Annotated in this window: 18 protein-coding genes; 12 read left to right on the top strand and 6 right to left on the bottom strand. The window is 65.1% G+C overall.

What is annotated here, in order from left to right; genetic code table 11:
• Positions 1–6: 6 nt before the first annotated feature.
• The 5 genes from QNN98_RS12555 to sufU all read left to right on the top strand — a co-directional run bounded on the left by QNN98_RS12555 (position 7) and on the right by sufU (position 5,415).
• A complete protein-coding gene (locus QNN98_RS12555; RefSeq protein WP_283997569.1) occupies positions 7–651 on the top strand; it encodes a YveK family protein in 645 nt (214 codons plus the stop codon).
• Between the two features lie 40 nt (positions 652–691).
• The gene (locus QNN98_RS12550; RefSeq protein WP_283997567.1) at positions 692–2,047 is read left to right on the top strand and encodes a hypothetical protein; all 1,356 of its coding nucleotides are present in this window, start codon (positions 692–694) and stop codon (positions 2,045–2,047) included.
• 110 nt (positions 2,048–2,157) lie between these two features.
• On the top strand, positions 2,158–3,552 hold the full coding sequence (locus QNN98_RS12545; RefSeq protein ID WP_283997565.1) for a glycerophosphodiester phosphodiesterase: 1,395 nt from the start codon (positions 2,158–2,160) through the stop codon (positions 3,550–3,552).
• A gap of 96 nt (positions 3,553–3,648) precedes the next feature.
• Positions 3,649–4,965 carry an aminotransferase class V-fold PLP-dependent enzyme gene (locus QNN98_RS12540; RefSeq protein ID WP_283997563.1) on the top strand — a complete coding sequence of 439 codons (1,317 nt, stop codon included), beginning with the start codon at positions 3,649–3,651 and terminating at the stop codon, positions 4,963–4,965.
• Positions 4,966–5,415 (top strand): Fe-S cluster assembly sulfur transfer protein SufU, encoded by a 450-nt coding sequence (gene sufU / locus QNN98_RS12535; RefSeq protein ID WP_227914152.1) that lies wholly within the window; start codon positions 4,966–4,968, stop codon positions 5,413–5,415.
• Positions 5,416–5,436: 21 nt separating this feature from the next.
• Here the strand turns inward: sufU and QNN98_RS12530 are convergent, their stop codons facing one another.
• Positions 5,437–7,020 (bottom strand): glycosyltransferase family 39 protein, encoded by a 1,584-nt coding sequence (locus QNN98_RS12530; protein WP_283997561.1) that lies wholly within the window; start codon positions 7,018–7,020, stop codon positions 5,437–5,439.
• Positions 7,021–7,325: 305 nt separating this feature from the next.
• On the opposite strand from QNN98_RS12530, the gene QNN98_RS12525 reads away from it, so the two are divergent.
• Positions 7,326–8,468, top strand: a complete 1,143-nt coding sequence (locus QNN98_RS12525) for a glycosyltransferase family 4 protein (protein ID WP_227926991.1) — start codon at positions 7,326–7,328, stop codon at positions 8,466–8,468.
• On the opposite strand, the gene QNN98_RS12520 is transcribed toward QNN98_RS12525, so the two are convergent.
• Together QNN98_RS12520 and QNN98_RS12515 are read right to left on the bottom strand one after the other, a co-directional pair.
• A complete protein-coding gene (locus QNN98_RS12520) occupies positions 8,465–9,778 on the bottom strand; it encodes a UDP-glucose dehydrogenase family protein (protein WP_227914155.1) in 1,314 nt (437 codons plus the stop codon). The two genes, QNN98_RS12525 and QNN98_RS12520, sit on opposite strands and share 4 nt — an antisense overlap.
• Before the next feature lie 142 nt (positions 9,779–9,920).
• On the bottom strand, positions 9,921–11,495 hold the full coding sequence (locus QNN98_RS12515) for a sensor histidine kinase (protein ID WP_283997557.1): 1,575 nt from the start codon (positions 11,493–11,495) through the stop codon (positions 9,921–9,923).
• 237 nt (positions 11,496–11,732) lie between these two features.
• Here QNN98_RS12515 and QNN98_RS12510 point away from each other — a divergent pair, with 237 nt between their 5' ends.
• Positions 11,733–12,554: a response regulator transcription factor gene (locus QNN98_RS12510; protein ID WP_227914157.1), complete on the top strand. Its 822-nt coding sequence runs from the start codon at positions 11,733–11,735 to the stop codon at positions 12,552–12,554.
• 61 nt (positions 12,555–12,615) lie between these two features.
• On the opposite strand, the gene QNN98_RS12505 is transcribed toward QNN98_RS12510, so the two are convergent.
• Positions 12,616–13,038 (bottom strand): hypothetical protein, encoded by a 423-nt coding sequence (locus tag QNN98_RS12505; RefSeq protein ID WP_227926993.1) that lies wholly within the window; start codon positions 13,036–13,038, stop codon positions 12,616–12,618.
• Positions 13,039–13,307: 269 nt separating this feature from the next.
• Positions 13,308–13,787 (bottom strand): VanZ family protein, encoded by a 480-nt coding sequence (locus QNN98_RS12500; protein WP_227914159.1) that lies wholly within the window; start codon positions 13,785–13,787, stop codon positions 13,308–13,310.
• Positions 13,788–14,001: 214 nt separating this feature from the next.
• Between QNN98_RS12500 and QNN98_RS12495 the strand changes: the two genes are divergently transcribed.
• The 5 genes from QNN98_RS12495 (at position 14,002) to QNN98_RS12475 (ending at position 17,504) form a co-directional block, all read left to right on the top strand.
• On the top strand, positions 14,002–14,517 hold the full coding sequence (locus QNN98_RS12495; RefSeq protein WP_283997554.1) for an alternate-type signal peptide domain-containing protein: 516 nt from the start codon (positions 14,002–14,004) through the stop codon (positions 14,515–14,517).
• 80 nt (positions 14,518–14,597) lie between these two features.
• Positions 14,598–15,152, top strand: a complete 555-nt coding sequence (locus tag QNN98_RS12490; protein WP_283997552.1) for a SipW-dependent-type signal peptide-containing protein — start codon at positions 14,598–14,600, stop codon at positions 15,150–15,152.
• A 56-nt stretch (positions 15,153–15,208) separates the two neighbouring features.
• Entirely contained in the window at positions 15,209–15,925 is a 717-nt protein-coding gene (locus QNN98_RS12485) for a signal peptidase I (protein WP_227914162.1), read from the top strand.
• Complete coding sequence (locus QNN98_RS12480) at positions 15,925–16,890, top strand: hypothetical protein (protein ID WP_283997550.1); 966 nt, start codon at positions 15,925–15,927, stop codon at positions 16,888–16,890. Before QNN98_RS12485 ends, QNN98_RS12480 begins: the two co-directional genes overlap by 1 nt.
• A complete protein-coding gene (locus tag QNN98_RS12475) occupies positions 16,887–17,504 on the top strand; it encodes a hypothetical protein (RefSeq protein ID WP_283997548.1) in 618 nt (205 codons plus the stop codon). The genes QNN98_RS12480 and QNN98_RS12475 overlap by 4 nt, the downstream gene beginning before the upstream one ends.
• On the opposite strand, the gene nhaA is transcribed toward QNN98_RS12475, so the two are convergent.
• Positions 17,501–18,859 (bottom strand): Na+/H+ antiporter NhaA, encoded by a 1,359-nt coding sequence (gene nhaA / locus QNN98_RS12470; RefSeq protein ID WP_227914165.1) that lies wholly within the window; start codon positions 18,857–18,859, stop codon positions 17,501–17,503. The genes QNN98_RS12475 and nhaA overlap by 4 nt on opposite strands.
• Between the last annotated feature and the right edge of the window lie 67 nt (positions 18,860–18,926).

The raw sequence follows: 18,926 nt of genomic DNA, 5'->3' as shown, positions 1-18,926 counted from the left end.
CTCGCTATGAAACTTGTGGATTATGCACGTGCGTTGGTTCGGGGCTGGTGGGTGGTACTGCTGTGCCTGGCCCTTGGATTGGGCGGGGGAATGATCGTCACGGCTCTGGTGCAGCCGTTGTATCAGAGCACCGTCACTTTTTATGTGGTGGCACCCAGCACCGAAAGGCAGAGTGCACTCCAATCGGATGAACTGGTCCGCGGCAGGATCACCGCCTACGCCGCGTTGCTGACCAGTGAGCAGTTCATTGACCGGATAGTCAGTGCGAGCAGCGTTGACCTGGACGCTGAGGTCGTCACGAAAAGCATCACGGGGATCGGAGACCCGGACACACTGACGTTGACTGTGAACGTCCGGGACCCGGAGCGGGAGACAACAGACGAGATCGCCACCCAGATTGCCGGCACGTTCGGCAACATGGTCAGTGACCTGGAAAGCGGAACATCCGCCGAAACGGTCCTGAACGTGGTGTCCGGCCCTTCCACCTCCGAGGAACCGGTCCGGCCGCGGCCGCTGGTGAATCTGGCCATCGGCGGGCTTTTGGGACTTTCGGCAGGCGTACTCCTGGTGGTGGCCCGCTCACGCGGCAGGGAGCACATGCCCGCGGCGCGGCAGACGACGCGGGAACAACCGGCAGATGTTGCACACTAGCTGTTTCACGCTGGGCATGCTGTGGCGGAAGGCGGCCTAGATGCAGCTTCTTCCCTGGATCCTCATCTGCGTTGTGGCAGCCGTGGTGCTGCGCAGGCATCCTGCGGCAGCGGCGCTCGCCGTCGTGGGCCTCTGGTTCACGGTTCCGGCTGCCGGCAGCTATCTATTGACGGGCCAGGCGGACGGCTGGCTTTCAATCCATGCCGCCACCTGGCTGATCTTCGCAATCCTGGTTGTCCAGCTGGCCTTTGAACCGCATGTGCTGGCCGACGCTGCAGCGCGCCACATCTACGCAGTAGTGGTGCTGGCCACCGTGCTGGGGGCTGCCATTCTCAGTACTGCCGTCAACGGGGAGGGCGAGGGCGGCATCCTGCTTGTAGACCAGATCGTGGCCCCGGTGCTGTTCTTCCTGTTCGTGGTGGGCAACGCCGCCCGCGACGCGCGGGTGGTGCCGTGGCTGCGCAACGGGCTGCTGGCGCTTGCCGCGTTCGTTTGCCTGGTCGCACTGGCCCAGCGCGTAACCGGGAACGTCCTGTTTTATGAGGAGGGCTTCCAGACCAGATACTGGTTCAACCCCGAGGGCCCTAGATGGATGGGTCTGCTGGACCAGCCGCTCACCCTATCCCTGGCGGCCTGCGTGGCGGCACCGCTGACCGTTACCCTGCGGCGTGTATGGCAGCAGGTTGCCTTGCTTGCCCTGTTCGGAGCGGGCATCCTGGTCAGCCAGTCCAGGGTTGGACTGGTTGTTATTGCAGCAGTGGTCCTTTACGTGGCGGCAGCCACGCGGAAACCCGTTGCGGCCCGCGTCGGCCTGGTGGGTGTCCTGGGTGCGCTGGTGGTCTGGGCCCTCTCCGGGCCCCTCGCCGAAGGACTGCTTCACCGGTTGGAGGATGACAACGGTTCGGCTGCCGCCCGAACCTCTGCAGTCCTTACCGTGTTGAAGAGGTGGCCCGAGTTTCTCTTTGAAGGACAGGGCATCAGCGGCAGCTACCGGGTGGCAGAACAAGGAGGGCTGGGCACCAGCCTGGAAAACTCCTTCCTGATGTACGGGGTGGACCTTGGACTGTTCTTCAGCATGCTGTACTTCGGCCTGCTTGCTGTGCTCGTGCTGATCACCTTCCGCCGCACGCTGCGCAGCGGGCTGGCCGTCGCCGGCCTGCTGGCGATTGCCATTCCGCAGACCTACAGCGGACTGGCCACGCGTTCAGCCGCAGCCATCCTGCTGTGGACCGTCATTGCCCTGGTGGTAGCCGAAGGTGACCGCCGAGTGGAAACCGACAGGCCGAGCGGCGCCGGACGGCACCTCGGGACGGGGGAGTCCTCCGTCGGGGTCCATCCTCACGCAAGACCGGCGCCGCTGGCAGCCGTTCCGGCCCGGGCAGCCGGAACGGAATGAACGGGCACGGGCACGGGCACGTGCAGCTGGTTCCTGCCGGCTCCGGCGGTGCCACTGGTGCTGGGATTTCGCGCCGCAGAGTGCTCCTGCTGGCCGGGGCAGGCCTGGGTATGGCGGCCACAGGGTGCCATGCAGGGGCGCGGGTGGCCCCGCCCGCTGCGAACAGCATCGCAACGGTGGAGGACCTGCTGACCCGCGAGCCCTTTTACGCTGCCCACCGGGGGTCACAGGACAACTGGCCCGAACACACGGCGGAAGCCTATCGGCGGTCGGTCGAGGCAGGGGCCGAGGCACTGGAAATTTCCGTGCACCGGACATCGGACAATGTGTTCGTCTGCCACCACGACCCCAATACACTCCGCATGACCGGCGTCGACAAGGAAATCGCCCGGAGCACCTACGAGGAACTGCTGGAACTGTCCAACAACGCTAAAGCCTGGCTGGGCCCGAACAGTCCCGGGGTGCCGCTGCCCAAGCTGACGGATGTGCTGGACCAGTACGCGGCGTCGTGCGTGATCTTTCTGGAGGACAAGGCATCCGGCGACCCCGCAGACCTGCTCGACATCATGGACAAGTATCCGGAACCCACACGGCACTTTGTGTGGAAGCAGTCCGGTACCGCCCGGCAAACCCCAGCAGTGAAAGAACGCGGCTACCTGACATGGGGCTACTTCGCAGAAGACGAATCCGTCAAGCTCACGGCGCAGCTGGCCGAGCGGTTCGACCTGGTGGGACTGCATTGGAGCGCCCCGGACGGCGAGGTGGAACGGGCCGTGGAATATGGCAAGCCCGTGCTGACCTGGGACATCCACACCAGATTCGAACGGGACCGCATGGTGCGCCTCGGTGCCCGCGGCATCATTTGCGCGAACCTCCCTTATGTCACCACCGATGCGCCCCGGGCGGACGCCGACTCTTTTGCCGGCGGAGTGCGTGCAGCCGGCGACCTGCCCTATGCACTGGCTTGGACCCATCAGCCGGTAATCCAACCGGCCACAGCCTCGATCCGGCTGGACCATCCGGTCAAGGCGAGTTACTGCATGGGATCCATGTGTCCGCTCAACGGCGAAGCGGGGTACAGGATCTCCTTTGAAATGCGCTGGCCGGACAAGCTTCCCGACGAGGCCGGGCACGCCGGGCTCGCCTTCGGCCAGGCAAATGACGCGCCCTACCGCATCCGGGAGGCTGCGTCCTCCGGCGGGTACCACTTCGTGCAGCGGACGGACGGCACCATGGAACTCTTCGGACGCCAGGCCGGCGAGATTTCCGGCTACGTGCTGGGCAGTAGCGCGGCAACGCGGCCGGTGCCGGGGGACTGGATGCGTTACGAGGTGCGCGTAACCCCGGACGAAGTATCCGTGGCACGGCTGGACGGGGACGGAGAACGGACGGTGTCCGCCCGCAACAACACGTATCGGGGCGGTTACTTTTTCCTATGCCGGAACTACGACGGGCCGCCGGCCGTGGAGTTCCGGTCCATTCGGAGCAAGCCGGCGGCGAACTAAGGCAGTGCTCAGGTGCACACCGGGGTGCAGCGTGGAATGATTAGGGCATAGTCGTGTTGCGTAATGGTGCACACCTTTCCCTTCTAGGAGTCTTCCGTGCCCGTGGTTTCCACTCCAGTCAGCCTCCGCCATGCCGAAGGCCCGATGGACAACGCCGAAGTTGAACGCATCCGCAACGACTTCCCCATCCTGCACCAAGAGGTCAACGGCCATCCGCTGGTGTACCTGGACTCCGGGGCCACGTCCCAGAACCCGCTGAGCGTGATTGAAGCGGAGCAGGAGTTCTACGAGCAGCGCAACTCCGCCGTCCACCGCGGCGCCCACACGCTGGCAGTTGCCGCCACCGACGTTTACGAAGACGCCCGGCAAACCGTAGCCGGTTTCATTAACGCGCGGCCGGACGAAATTGTGTGGACCTCCAACGCCACAGAGGCGCTGAACTTGCTGACCTACGCGTTCTCCAACGCCTCGCTGGGCCGCGGAGGTGCCGCCGCCAGGCGCTTCGCCCTGGGCCCGGGGGACGAGATTGTGGTGACGGAAATGGAGCACCACGCCAACCTGATTCCCTGGCAGGAACTGGCTTTCCGCACGGGTGCCGCCCTCCGGTACATTCCGGTGGATGACACTGGGGCACTCCTGTTGGAGGAAGCGGAGAACATTATTGGTCCCCGCACCGCCATCCTGGCGTTCTCTCACGCCTCCAACGTCCTGGGCACCATCAACCCGGTGCAAACCCTGGTAAAGATGGCGCACGGGCACGGAGCCCTGGTGGTGCTGGATGCCTGCCAGTCCGTGCCGCACCTGCCGGTGGACGTCAAAGCGCTCGACGTGGACTTCGCCGCGTTCTCCGGCCACAAGATGCTCGGCCCCACCGGGATCGGCGTGCTGTACGGCAAGGCGGACCTGTTGAACGCCATGCCCACGTTCCTCACGGGCGGTTCCATGATCACTACCGTGACCATGGACAAGGCGGAGTACCTTCCTGCACCCCAGCGGTTCGAAGCGGGCACCCAGCGCATTTCCCAGGCCATGGCCCTGGCCGCGGCGGTGAACTACCTGCAGGAAACCGGTATGGAGCGCATCCATGCCTGGGAAACTGAACTCGGACGACGCCTGGTCAGCGGACTGGAGCAGATCGAGGGCATCCGCGTACTGGGTCCGAAGGCGGGCGTCGAACGGATCGGGCTGGCGGCCTTCGACGTCGAGGGCGTCCATTCCCATGACGTCGGGCAGTTCCTGGATGACCAGGGCATTGCCGTCAGGGTGGGCCACCACTGCGCCCAGCCCCTGCACCGCCGGCTGGGACTGGTATCCACCACCCGGGCCAGCACCTACCTGTACAACACAACGGACGACGTCGATGCCTTCCTTGCCGCGGTAGCCGGCGTCCGGCCATTTTTTGGGGTGAAGTAAATGAGTTCCGACCTGCAGCAGCTCTACCAGCAGATCATCCTGCAGCATGCCAAGGACCGGCACGGCGACGGGCTGCTGGACGTTCCTGCCGGTGCCGGGTCCGGAGAGTCCCACCAGCTGAACCCGACCTGCGGTGATGAAATCACCCTCCGCGCGGTGATGGACGGATCCCGGCTGGATGCGGTGAGCTGGGAAGGACAGGGCTGTTCTATCTCGATGGCTTCGGCATCAGTGCTGACGGACATGGCCGCAGGGTTGGACCGGCAGGAAGTCCTCGCACTGGTGCAGGACTTCCGTGAGCTGATGCGGTCCCGTGGAACCATCGAACCGGACGAAGAAGTACTGGGGGACGCGGCAGCTTTCGCCGGTGTTTCCCGCTACCCGGCCCGGGTCAAGTGCGCCATGCTGGCCTGGGTGGCCCTGGAAGATGCGGTGCTCAGCGCGGCCTGAGCCGCGCCGTCGTTGTGCCGCCTAACTGCTGCCGCCGCTCTTCCGCTCAAACACGGTGATGCGGTTGGTGGTTCCGGACCAGGCGTCCACGGCCGTGAACCCCTGCTCGACTAACCAGCGGTCTTCCGCAGCTGTCAGCTCCGGCGGGTAGTCGGCGCGGCGGACGGCAAGGATCCGGTTAATGTCTTTGATCCGGGAGGTACTGTCCTGAAGCCGCAGCGACGTCCCGTCCAAGCTGCCGTCCGCTTCGCCCGTTGCCAGGACCGTCACGTCCCGCAGGCCCTCGAAGGCCTCCGGATACGCGGTGCTGATGCGGCGCTGGGTCTGATCCACCAGCGGCCCTTCCGGGGGCCGCCGCGGTCCAAAGTAGATGCCGTTCCCCGGGTTGGCGTGGGCCTGCACATAGCCGGCCGCCCGGGCCCAGTCGGACGAGTCCTTCGCTCCCTCGCTCCGTTGTGAGAGGTAGACCGGCAGGATCAGCGCGCACAGCAGGCCAAGGGCGGCCACTGCCCGGGGGCTCCGCAGGCGCGCAAGGCCCGCTCCGATGAGCAGGGCCATGGCCGGGACCGTCAGGGACAGGTAGCGGGGATTGTAGATGGGTGAGGCGGCCAGCGAGTAAAGCACAAGAGCTGCGGTAGGCACTAAGAGCAGCGGCAGCGCGAAGGCCAGCAGCGGCCGGGACGGCGCCCGCAGGGCACGTGCGGCCAGCAGCCATGCGGCACCGGCCAGGATCACCGCGGCGGGCTGCCACAGCCCGTTCCCGGACCCGGAGACTGCAGCGTTTGTTGGTGTTTCACCCAGGAACCACTGGTCCACCAGTACCTTTCGTGCCAACTGCTGCAGGGTGAGGTCAGGGGTTCCCAGCTGCCCCGCTTGGCGGACCGCTGCAACCACCACCGGAGCCCCTGCCAGCACGCCGCCCGCCGCAGCGGCAGACCATGCCAGCAATGCCCGGCGGGCCCGTGGAAGCAGCAATATGTACAGGCCGTGGGAAACCACGGCCAAAAGGACGTAGATGTTGAGGATGACACCTATTGCCGCGAGCAGGCCATAGAGCACAAACCAGCGCCGGCGCCGCCTGCTGACACCGGCCAGCAGAGCACAGCTCAGGGCAACCGTGACGGCGGTGCTGAGAGCGAAGGACCGTCCCTCCATCCCCATCCAGGTGGTCCTGGGCAGGACCGCAAAAACGGCTGCTGCGGCAAACGCGGTGCGGGGCCCGTCCAGCGCCCGGGCCGCCAGGTACAGTCCTGCGGTTGCGAAGCCGACGGCGATGGCGCTGGGCAGGCGCAGTGCCGCTTCGGAATAGCCGAAGACCGAGCCCCACAGGTGCATCAGCGCGTAATAGGCGCCGTGCACCGCGTCCACCTCGCCGAGCATGGACCACAGCGAGGACCAGCTTCGGGACGCAGCGGAAATGGTCACCGCTTCATCCGTCCACAATGCGGGCTGCCAGGCCAGGAACAGGGACACCGCCACCGCGATGAGACCCACTAGGACCGGCGCGGCACCTACCGCGGTTCGGTGGGTGGGACGCAGGGTGCCCGACGGCGTCAACCGGGCCGGACGCGGGTTGGAGGAGGCCTGTGCGGTGGTGTCGGACATACGTGCACCTCGGGCTAGGCAAGCGGTCGGGGGGCAGAGGTCGGGCCGAAGCGCGGGCAGGCGAAGCGGACCGCCGAACGCAGGATGCTAACAGGCCGCCGGCGGCTGGGGCACCGCAGCAACCGGTCCTCGGACCAGGGCCTGACTAGGTAGGTACGGGTAAACGGCTGAAAGTACTCCCGTAGGTAGCAAACGAGTGTTCCGCGGGCGGCGGGCAGCTTCCTAGCCTGTTTGTACGCACACGACACGGGGAGACACGCATGCGCCTGGGCAGACCGTTACGAGCCCGCTCGGGCATTCTGTGTGTGCACTCTTCCAACGAGATGTACGGCGCAGACCGGGTGCTGCTCCAAGTGGTGCAGTCGGTGCCGCCCAATCGCAGGGAGGACCTCGTGGTGTGGCTGCCGCGCACCCCGGGGGCCGACGCCGGCCCGGCACAGGGTGCACAGCTCAGTGACGAATTGGGACGCCTCGGATTCCGCCACGTCCGGCGGAATATGCCGGTGCTTCGACGGCGGTTGATTTCGGTACGCGGCCTGCTCCTGCTTGCCGGTCAGCTGGCTTCAGTGCTGCCGGCATTGATTCGGCTGCGCCCGCAGGTACTCTACTGCTCCACCAGTGCGCTCCTGTTGCTGGCTCCCATTGCCCGGATGCTGCGCATTCCCCGGGTGGTACTGCATATCCAGGAAATATGGTCCGGACCCGAAGCAGTGGTACTGCGGATCCTGTCCCGGTTTGCCACGGACTGGATAGCTATTTCCCGCGCCTGTGCGGATTCCGTGCCGCCGGCCCTGCGGCATAAAGTGCACGTTATTGCCAACGGGGTGGAGGACCTGCCCGCCCCGCAAAGACACGGCGGGCCGGAGGAAACTGGGCCGGAGGCACAGCCGGACGGCCCTGCCGGGACACCGCTTCGTTTTGTGATGGCAGGGCGGTGGAATACGTGGAAAGGCCATGAGTGCCTGCTGTCCGCGTGGGACGCGGGGGATCCGCCGGGAACGCTCAGCATCCTGGGCGGCCCGCCGGCCACCGGGAACGCCGTGGACGTCGCGGCCATGGCTGCCGGGCTGCGGCAACCCGAATCAGTGCGGGTGGTGGGAGAAGTTCCGGACATTACTCCCTACGTGGACGCGGCAGATGTGATGGTGGTCCCGTCCACCAGCCCGGAGCCGTTTGGTTTGGTGGCCATTGAAGCGTTCGCCCGGGGCAAACCCGTCCTGGGAAGCAACGCCGGCGGGCTGGCCGATGTGGTGACCCACGGCGTTACCGGCTGGCTGTACGAGCCCGGCGACACGGCCGGCCTGGCTACCGTCCTGCGGCAGGTGGACCGTCCCCGGGCCCTGGCGATGGGCCGGCTGGCGCGGCGCGCCTACGAGGAGCAGTACACCGCCGCTATCTTCCGGGAGAACCTCCGTGCCTGGTGGAAACAGGTGCTGGAGGAGGACTAGGGACGGCCCATGCCCCGGTAATTCCAGCCGGCCGCCCGCCAACGGCCGGAGTCCAGGACGTTGCGCCCGTCAATGATGTTCTTCTCCGCCACCATGGCTGCGGTGGCTACCGGATCCAGGCTCCGGTACTCCTTCCACTCGGTCAGGAGGACCAGGGCGTGGGCGTTCTGCATGGCGTTTTCCGTAACCGGTTCATAGTTGAGTTCCGGGAAGCGTCCCTTGGCGTTCTGCAGGGCCTGGGGATCGGTGACCGTGACGGTTGCCCCCTGCAGCTGCAGCTGCGCGGCTGCGCTGAGGGCAGGCGAGTCCCGGACATCGTCGCTGTCCGGTTTGAAGGCGGCACCGAGAATGGTGACGCGTTTGCCGAGCAGCGAACCGCCGCAGATATCCCGCGTCATTTCCACGACCTTGGACCTGCGGCGCATGTTGATGGCATCCACCTCGCGGAGGAAAGTCAGGGCCTGATCGGCACCCAGCTCACCGGCACGTGCCATAAACGCACGGATGTCCTTGGGCAGGCAGCCGCCCCCGAACCCGACTCCGGCATTGAGGAACTTCCGCCCGATCCGCTCGTCCATGCCGATCGCGTCAGCAAGCGCAGTTACGTCCGCTCCGGAAGCCTCGCATACCTCGGCCATCGCGTTGATGAAGCTGATCTTGGTGGCCAGGAAAGAGTTGGCGGCCGTCTTCACCAGTTCAGCGGTGGCATAGTCCACCACCAAGCGGGCCGTGCCCGTGGCCAGGGGAACGGCATAGACCTCGTCCAGGGCAGCGGCTGCGGCTTCACCGGCGGGGCCGGCGGGCACGCCGTACACAAACCGGTCGGGGGAGAGGGTGTCCTGGACGGCATGGCCTTCCCGCAGGAACTCGGGGTTCCACACCAGTACGGCCCCGGGCGCGTCTTCCTCCAGCTGCTCGGCCAGCCTCGCCGCCGTGCCAACGGGAACGGTGGACTTGCCGACCACCGCGTTGCCGGGCTTGAGGTATGGCGCGAGGCCGGCAACGGCGGCATCAACGTAGCGCAGGTCCGCGGCGTATTCGCCTTTCCGCTGCGGGGTACCCACACAAATGAAGTGGACATCCGCCCCGGCGGCGTCCGCCATGTCCGTGCTGAACTTCAGCCGGCCGGTGGCCTCGGCTTCGGCCAGCAGTTCGGGAAGCCCCGGCTCGAAGAAGGGTGCCCTCGCGGCGGACAACTCGTCCACCCTGGACTGGTCGACGTCGATCCCGATGACCTCGTGCCCCAGTTTGGCCATTGATGCGGCATGAACGGCGCCGAGGTAGCCGCAGCCGATGACTGAAAGACGCACATTTCCCCTATGGATCCGGCGGATGAAGTCCCCACCAGCCTATCGTCTGGGTTCAGGCCCTATCCACACGGCAGAATCCAAGTAGCGGGCGTGCGGAAGCTGAGTACCGGCCCTGTCTGGCGCCGGTGAGGGTGTGGCCCGGTTAGTAAACAGGCAATGGGATATCCGCGGCCGTGTGCACGGGAATCTCGACCCGAAACGTAGTGCCCCTGCCCAGTTCTGAAACGAAGGAAATCCGTCCCCCGTGGGCTTCCACAATGGATTTGGTAATGACCAGTCCGAGGCCCACCCCGGGGATCGCGGCCTTTTTGACCTGCCCGGTCCGGAAGAACTTCGTGAACACGTCCCGCTGGTCCGACTCGCTCATGCCAATGCCGTTGTCCTGGACCTCCAGGAGAAGGTTCCCCTCCGCCCGGCGGGAGCGGACCGTGACTGTGCCGCCGTCGGGGGAGTACTTGATGGCGTTGGAGAGGAGGTTGTCCAGCACCTGGGAAATCCGGTCCGGGTCCACCGTGGCTTCCAGGCCCGGCTCGCAATCACACTTCAGGGCCACATCTACTGCCTCGGCCCGGCGTCTGGCGCTGTCCAGGCTCGCCCGGACCAGTTCGGCGACGTCGGTGTCCCTGCGGTGCAGGTGCATGGTTCCGGAAGCGGTGGTCAGCAGGTCGGCCACCAAAAGCAGCAGGCGTTCGGCGTTGCGCTGGGCCACCTGCAGTGCACTTTGGATATGGTCCGGGACCGCCGCGGGCTCCAGGTCCTCGAGGACCAGGTCGAGGTAGCCGATGATCGATGTCAGGGGCGTGCGCAGTTCGTGCGACACGCTGGACACGAAGTCTTCCTTGGCATTGAGGGCGTTGACCATGTCGGTGACATCGCTGTAGGCCAGGACCGATCCGGAGAATTCACCGTTGTCGCGCAGGGACCGTGAACATACCGCCAAGGCGCGTTGGCGTTCACCGGCGCCCACCCACACAATAACGTCGGAGAAGGATTCTTCGCGCAGTGCCCGCTGCGTGGGGCGCTGCGCATGGGGCAGTCGGGTTACCTGGTCCAGGTCGAAGATGAGGTCGTTCTCGCCGTCGGGCGAGCCGGCATCCAAGTTGGCCAGGGCATGGTTGCTTCGCTGCCGGCTGTTCATCAGGATGGTGCGGCCCTTGGCGTCGAGTGCCATCACGCCCACGTCCACGGTCTCCAGCACTCCGTCCAGGAGTTGTGAACGGACACGGGTCTCCTGCAGGCTTCCCTGCAGCTGTGCTTCCGCCTCCATCAGGCGTGCGCGATGGACTTTTCCATCGCGCTCAACGGTGGAAACCACCATTGAAGTGCCCATCATGATGATCGGAATGAGCATGGGTGCCGCCAGTTCCCGGGGCGACGAGGCTCCTGTGGTCACCAGCGGCGCCCACAGCACCAAAGTGGTGCAGGCGTAGCTCAGCAACCCCGCCGTGCGTGGAGCCAAACCGGACCATGCCATCCAGAAAACCGGGAAAATCGACAGGAAACTCAGTCCGATGACCGAGGTGCGGCCGTCGTAGTACAGGCCGCCCACTACTGCGAAATCGAGCACGGGAATGATCCAATAAGCCAGGGGCCGGTGGCGTTCCCACGGTATCGCCACACACGCGGCCGTAAGGAAAACCAGCAGAACCAGACCGAATTGAAAGGCCGTATTGCCAAAAAGACCCGGGTCCACCAGTGCCGCGATGGGAAGCGCCACGGCAACCGAAATAACCAGGGGCAGTTGGCTGATTAGCAGCCGCCTCCGGAGATTGAGTTCGTACAACTGCGTTTTGAAACCCAAAAGGGCTGCTATGCGGCCTTCGAGACTGGACATATAAAAGTGGAACCCCCGGATTCCGATAGTGGTAGCTCAGATTATAGGGGTGCTCCTGTAAGATACCGAGCAAGGGGAGCGGACAATCCGAAGTCTCGCTGGACAGGAAAATAAACAGGCATGGAAATACAGCGCGTAGCGGTCATCGTCGAAGATGACGCAGATATCCGCGATCTTCTCAACGCAGTTCTGCAGCAGTCGGGGTTTAAGGTCTACACGGCCCCTAACGGCTCCGAGGGCGTGGAGATGGTCCGCCTTCACAATCCCACTGTGGTGACCCTGGACCTGGGCCTGCCGGATATCGACGGATTCGAAGTGATCCGCCAACTGCGCCTGTTCAGCGACGCCTACATTGTGATGCTCACGGCCCGCGCCGAAGAGCTCGACACCCTGATGGGCCTTGAAGCCGGTGCCGATGACTACATCACCAAGCCGTTCCGCCCCCGTGAGCTGCGCGCGCGCATCTCGGCAATGCTCCGCCGTCCCCGCGGCGAATCCGCTTCGGAAGGCGAGGGCGCCGGGTCCGGCGTGCCGGCCGGCGACGACGGCGCCGCGCATCCAATGCCGGCCGCGGCTTCTGCAGCGGTCCAGGCCCCGCAGGCGGCTGCTGCCCCGGGCGCATTCGGGCACAACGGCCTCACACTCGACCCGGGCACGCGCACCACGGAGATCAACGGGCAGGCCGTGGAACTGACCCGGACCGAATTCGACCTGCTGCATGCACTGCTGGAAGGCGGCCGCCTCGTGCGGACGAAGACTGATCTGGTCCGGCGCCTGCGCGGCGAGGAATATGACACCGGGTCGTTCATCAGCGACGCCGACGAGCGCACCATCGAGGTCCACGTGGGGAACCTGCGCCGCAAGCTTGGCGACGACTCCAAGTCACCGCGGTGGCTCGAGACGGTGCGCGGTGTAGGTTACCGGCTTACCCCGGCTTCCTAACCCGTCCCCCAGGAATTACGAAACCCCCGGCACGCATGGCGTGCCGGGGGTTTTCACTTCTTCAGCCCTGGAACCGGTCCTGCCGTGCCGGGCCCAGGGAATCGGTGAGGAACGCCATGGTGTCTGCGCCGCACCGGCCGATGGCTTCGACCATGCTGTCCAGCGCCGGAAAATCGTAGGCCGCCACGGCCGCTTGGGCCTCCGCGGCCAAGGCTGAGAGCCGTTCCGCGCCGGCCATGTGGCTGGAGATCTTGATGCTCAGGACCACATCCATGGCGGCCTCGAGATCCTTCGTTTCTGCGGCCCCCACCAGACGGGCAAAACGTCCGTCCCACATGGAAATGTAGTTGCCGATGTACTGCCGGCAGGTGCGTGCTCCCATTTGCTCGCTCAAATCCAGCAGGGTGGCCAGCGCGATCATCCGGTGGGGGAGTTCAGGCATCACCGACCGCGCTGCGGCCGGCAGGCCGGGATGCCGGCTCATGGCCGGGAATGCTGGTGCGGTCGGAGGCATACCCGCTTCTGCGGGCTGGCTCCGCTGCGGGGCAGTGAAGTACAAAAAATATCCTTCGAGTGGGGGCTCGTCGAGGTTATGGATCCTGGATCGGTGCCGGCTCGGACACTTCCCGGGCCAACACCAACAGTGGCATTCCAAGCTCAGGAACGGGTGCCCGCAACGCTCAAGATCGTGGCAATATTTCAGTTGCAATTGTTCCCGCTGAATTTCGCCGGTAAGGGCATCTTTAATTGCCCTTAGGAAAACGGTGCCCGCCGCCGCGCCCGGGGCCGGGCATGCAGCAAATAGGCCAGGCCCGCGCCGAATACGGCGCCTATCGAATTCGCCGCCACGTCATTGACCGTCGCATAGCGCAGGGGAAGAAACACCGACTGAGCTGTCTCGATGCCAATGGACGCCGCAATACCGCACACTCCTGCCAGCCACACATATCTGCGCGGAAGGATAAGCCCGGCAAGCAGGCCGAACGGGATGAACAGGGCCACGTTGGCGGACCATTCAAGACGGGCGTAGTCGAACCATGGCGGAAGTCCGAGCTCATACAGGCGCAGTGCGGTGTCCTGCAGGAAGGCGGCGGCTGGCCGGTCGATAGGCGAAGGCCAGAACACTGCCGCACCCAGCAACACCAAGTAGACCACCAGCACGACGGCGGCGGCCCCGCGTGCGCGTATGGAAGCGCCCGGCGGGCGGCTCATGGGTTTGTCGTGACGGGGCATGGGTCCTCCGGCCGGAAGAACGCTACGGTTTCCGGTGGTCGCGGCACCGGTTTGAGTCGATGTTGAGACTACCTTGTGCGGCGCTTGAGCATTGCCCCAATGTTGCCGCAACCCTGCGCCAAGCGCCCGTCGATTCTTGAGGGCCGGGCAGCAGACTTATCCCAGCGGCAGGAAAACATTCCGGGGCCAAAGACTTTCGAACAAAGGGATAACGATGAAGAGCATGACCAAGGGTGCACTGGCAATCGGCATCGGAGCGGCCATGCTGCTCGGCGGCGGCGGAACGCTGGCTACCTGGAACGCGGCAGCGGACGTTGCTCCCGGAACCATCACTGCCGGCGACCTGAACCTCGGTACCACGAAGACGGGCACCTGGAGCACCGCGGCCGGTGCGCCCATCGACATCGCCACCTACCGCGCAGTGCCCGGCGATGTTCTGGTCTTCACGCAGGACATCAACGTCACGCTCACCGGTGACCAGCTCAAGGCCAAGCTTGAAATGAGCAACGTCGCAGCAGTCAACAAGTTCACCGGCAGCGCGATGCCCACCGTGACCTACACGCAGAACGGCAAGGCCGTAGACCCGGCGCTGCTCACCAAGGACAACTCAGGCGTTATTACCGCCAAGGGCACCTTCATCTTCAACCCGAAGACCGAGGGACGCGCCGACGCAAACATGACGCTCGCCCTGAACAAGGTCGGCTTCACCCTGACCCAGGTCGTCAGCTAACACCCCTTCTCCACCCCTTGTTCAAGTCCGGGCTGTGCGCGGAGTGCCGCACACAGCCCAATCCCTGGAGGAAATAAACCGTGAAGAGTCTTCGAGCATTGAAAGCTGCCGGCTTGGTCCTGGCCGCTGTGGTGCTCGGTCTTATGACGGTCCAGGGCAGCTACGCCCTGTGGAATGCATCGGTGGATGTGAACGCCGGAACTATTCAGGCCGCAGATTTCAACGTCCTGATCAACGACGCCAACATGGCCGACACACCCGCGTTGACGCTGAATCCCGGGGAGTTGAAGCGCGGAACATCCGCTTACCAGTCCGTGCGGGTAACCAACGCGGTCAACGTGCAGCCGGGGTCGCCGCTGGTGCTTCAGCCGGCCGTTGGGCTGCCCGCCCCGGGCACCCTGCTCGAGGGCAACCTCACGGTGACCGCCCGCGTCCTGAAGGCAGGTCAGACATGTTCCGCACCTCTGGATGTTCCGCCCGGCACCCCGCAGCTCCAGACACTAGGTACCGGAGCGACCCAGACTCTTTGTTTCAAGATCACCCTTAGCACCAGCACACCGGCACGTCTTTTGGGCACTCCGGTCAGCATCCCCGTAAACCTCAGCGTGGCGCAGCTTGCGCCAACAGCTAAGTGATGGATAGGAAAACCATGTCAAGTGGCCGCAGAACAGCAGAAAAGCCTGCCAGTCCGTTGAGTTTCATCGGAACCGGCCTGAGCTACCTTGCCCTGTGCGCCACCGCGCTGATCGCGTTGGTCCTGGTAGTTGTCCCGCTGGTGACCGGATCGCAGACTTACAGCGTCCTGACCAGTTCCATGGCCCCGCATTACGCACCCGGCACCTTTCTGGTGGTCAAGCCCGTTCCGTTCGAGGAACTGCGCGTGGGCGACGTGATCACCTACCAGATCGAATCCAACGATCCGGCCGTCATCACACACCGCATCGTTTCCGTGGGCACGGCCCAGGACGGCGCGCGGACCCTGATCACCCAGGGCGACAACAATGACGTTGCGGACGAGAACCCGGTGCGCGAAATCCAGGTGCGCGGCAAGCTCTTTTACGCGGTCCCGTTCGTTGGCTTCGCTGCCAACGCCCTCGGCAACTCGGACCGCGGGGCCGCCCTGCAGTGGGGCGCCGTCGCACTACTCGGCTACGGCGTGGTTACCATGGTCCGCGGTGCGCTGGCCAAGAGGCGTGAGGACGGGGAGACGGGTGACGCCGGCAGCGGCGAGCCGGGCAATGACTCCGACGGAGCCGGGCCGGCTTCGGAATCGAATCCGATTTTTGGCACGCTGTCCCTGGACAGGGACGACATGGAGGACGATCCGGTACTGGAAGAGTGCGAGCACTGCACCCACGGCAGCTCACGCCAGCACCTGCGCAGCCACCGGAAGCCCGTAGCCGTCTAATGCCTGTTTCCTGGCCGGCGAAGCGCTGGCTCACTATGGGTGTGGTCGCCAGCGCCGCCGCAGCCGTCGCCCTTACGGGCATGCCGGCTGCGACTGCGGCCGGTGATTACCTGGCCTTCAGTACAGACGGCACCTCCTTTGCACCGACACTGGCCACCCCTGTTTTTGGCCAGGGCATCCGGCTGGTTCCGGGCAGCTCAACCGCGGGGTCCATTTGGATCCGCAACAATGGGGACGGACCGGCCCATCTCTCGGCGGGCGCCGTCAGGCCGATCCTGGACACTGAATTGGCGGGCCTGCTTTCGGTCAGCGCATCAGCAGACGGTATTGGCGGTAATCCGGTGCTGCTTGGCGATGCCGGAGCGTGCACCTCCCTTTATCAGGGGTGGGAACTTGCCCCCGGAGAGGACGTACGCGTGCAGCTCACGGCGGACCTTTCCATCGAGGCGCCCAATGCCGCCCGTAACCGCAGCGCAGCGTTCGACCTGGTGTTCTATCTGCAGTCCACGGACATCCCGGGGACCGGCCCGGATGCCTGCGAGGCCTTGGACGGTTCGGCGGGGAACCCGGAAATCCCCGCCAGCGGCGGCGGGACGGACAACGGAACACCCGGAACGGGAACCGACGGCGACGGCGTCACCGGCACCGATGGGGTCGCACCGACACCAAACCGCACCGGGCGGATCGCTGCCCTGTTCCAGGCCGGACAGAACACCCCGGGCGCTGCTGCAATGGCCGGCTTTCCCGCGGCCGCAGGTGAGCCGGGACAGGTACGGGGCAGCACACTGAATTTCAACGCCAACGTGGCGCCGGCAGAAGCGGGCAGGCTTACGGACGCGGCGCCGGCGGGTTTCCAGAGCACCGTTGAACCCATCATCCGGTCACTCTCGGGTACGCTCCTGATAGTACTGTCGGTGGCATTCTTCGCCGCGGCAGGTGTCCGTCTACGAAGCAGGAGCCAATGAGTACCAAGGCGCAGCAGGGGGCTGCGGAGAGCCGGGAGCGGGACCAGGTGATGGCCCCCCGTGTCGACACCGGCCGGTTCGGCCGGCTGCGGCGGCTGCCGGGGTTCCGTACCGCCGCCGTCGCGTTTCTCCTGACGGTGGTGCTTGGACTCGGCGGAACCGCAGCATATGCCTACTGGAGTGCATCCACTGCGGCCACCATTACCGTGACACCGATGCCCAATGTCGTAAAACCGCCGGCGCCATGGTGCACCGAATCGGGCAAAATCTCATGGTCACCGGCGGCCGGTCTGGAAACGGATGCCGCATACGTCCTGACCTTCACGGTGGGTGCAGCCAGTAAGTCCTACGCTGTGCCGCGGCAGCAGCTGACCTTGAACCCCTCAGAGCTACAAGGGCTGCGTTCGGCGCTCGGCACGACCAACGGCAGGACTCAGCCGATGGCGGTGAGCCTTCGAACGGCCCTTCCTAAGAGTCCGGTCTCGGGCGTCATCCAGGTTCAGGAGCCGGACATTTCCTTTCCGTCCGAGCGGGTACAGATGTGGCCCACAACGATGTCTTACACCACCAAGAACAGCTGGCTGGGTCCGTACGCGGAGTTCGGCTGCCGCTAATCCTCGCGTCCTTCGTACACATCCGGGACACCGTCATTGTCCGCGTCCAGCCGCTCTTGTTCCTCGATCGCGCGGTAGCGCCGGTTGCGTGCGGTCAGAAGGATTGATGCCAGCAGCGCGGCGAGCAGGGATGCGGCAAGGATACCCACCTTCGCGTCGTCGTTGTGTGAACTGCCCACCGCGAAACTGAGGTCGTTGACCAGCAGTGACACAGTGAAGCCGATCCCGCCGAGAACTCCGATGCCCAGCAGGTCGACCCAGCGCAGGTCCGGGTCCAGTTTCGCTTTGGTGCCGGCGGTGATGCCCCAGGTGGTGGCCAGGATGCCCAGCGGTTTACCCAGGACGAGCGCCACGATAATGCCGATGGCCACTGGGTCTGTCAGTGCCCGGCCCAGGCCGTCGAATCCACCCAGCGCGACGCCGGCGGAGAAGAAAGCGAACAACGGCACGGCGAAACCGGTGGAAATGGGGCGGAAGCGGTGTTCGAAGATCTCTGAAAGCCCCGGCAGCTCGGGGTTGGCCGGCAGCTTCCTGCGGTCCGGTCCGCGGCGCAGCACCGGGACGGCGAAACCGAGCAGGACACCGGCAACGGTGGCGTGTACGCCGGAGGCATGCATCAGAGCCCACGTAACCACGGCCAGCGGCAGCAGGATCACCCAAGCGGGCCAGGTCCGCGTGCCGAAGAACCTGGGGAGGCGCTGGACCAGCAGCGTGAAGGCCGCCAGCGGCAGGAACATCCAGAGCAGGTAGCCCAGATGCACGTCATCGGAGTAGAAGAAGGCAATGATGGTGATGGCAATCAGGTCATCCACCACGGCCAGTGTGAGGAGGAAAATGCGTAGGGCACTGGGCAGGTGGGAGCTGATCACGGCAAGCACGGCTAGCGCAAAGGCAATGTCCGTGGCCGTCGGAATGGCCCAGCCGCGCAGCCCGTCCGAGCCGGCGAGCACGTTTACCGCAACGTAGATCAAGGCGGGGACCACCACGCCGCCCACCGCCGCGGCAATAGGCACAATGGCCTGCCGGATGTCCCGCAGGTCGCCGGCGACGAATTCTTTCTTGAGTTCAAGTCCCACGAGGAAGAAGAAGATAGCCAGCAGTCCGTCCGCGGCCCAGGCGCCGATGCTGAGCTTGAGGTGCCAGGGCTCATATCCGATTTCAAAGTCTCGGACGGCAAAATAGCTGTCGGCAACGGGGGAGTTTGCCCAGATCAGGGCGGCAACCGTGGCGACGAGCAGCAGGATGCCGCCTACGGTTTCTTTTCTAAGGATTTCGCCGATGCGCTGTGCTTCGCCGTAGCTGCCCCGGCTCAGGACGGTACGGGGGCTGCGGGGCTTGGGTGACTCAGAGGCCATCAAAAGGTTCCTAACGGATTCGGGTACGGCAAACAATTGCCGACCAGACTTCCCGGCGCACCGTGAA

The organism is Arthrobacter sp. zg-Y1143 (assembly GCF_030125565.1).
Classification (GTDB): Bacteria; Actinomycetota; Actinomycetes; order Actinomycetales; family Micrococcaceae; genus Arthrobacter_B.
Note: the sequence above shows the minus strand (reverse complement) of the source record. Positions and strands in the feature narration are given on the sequence as shown.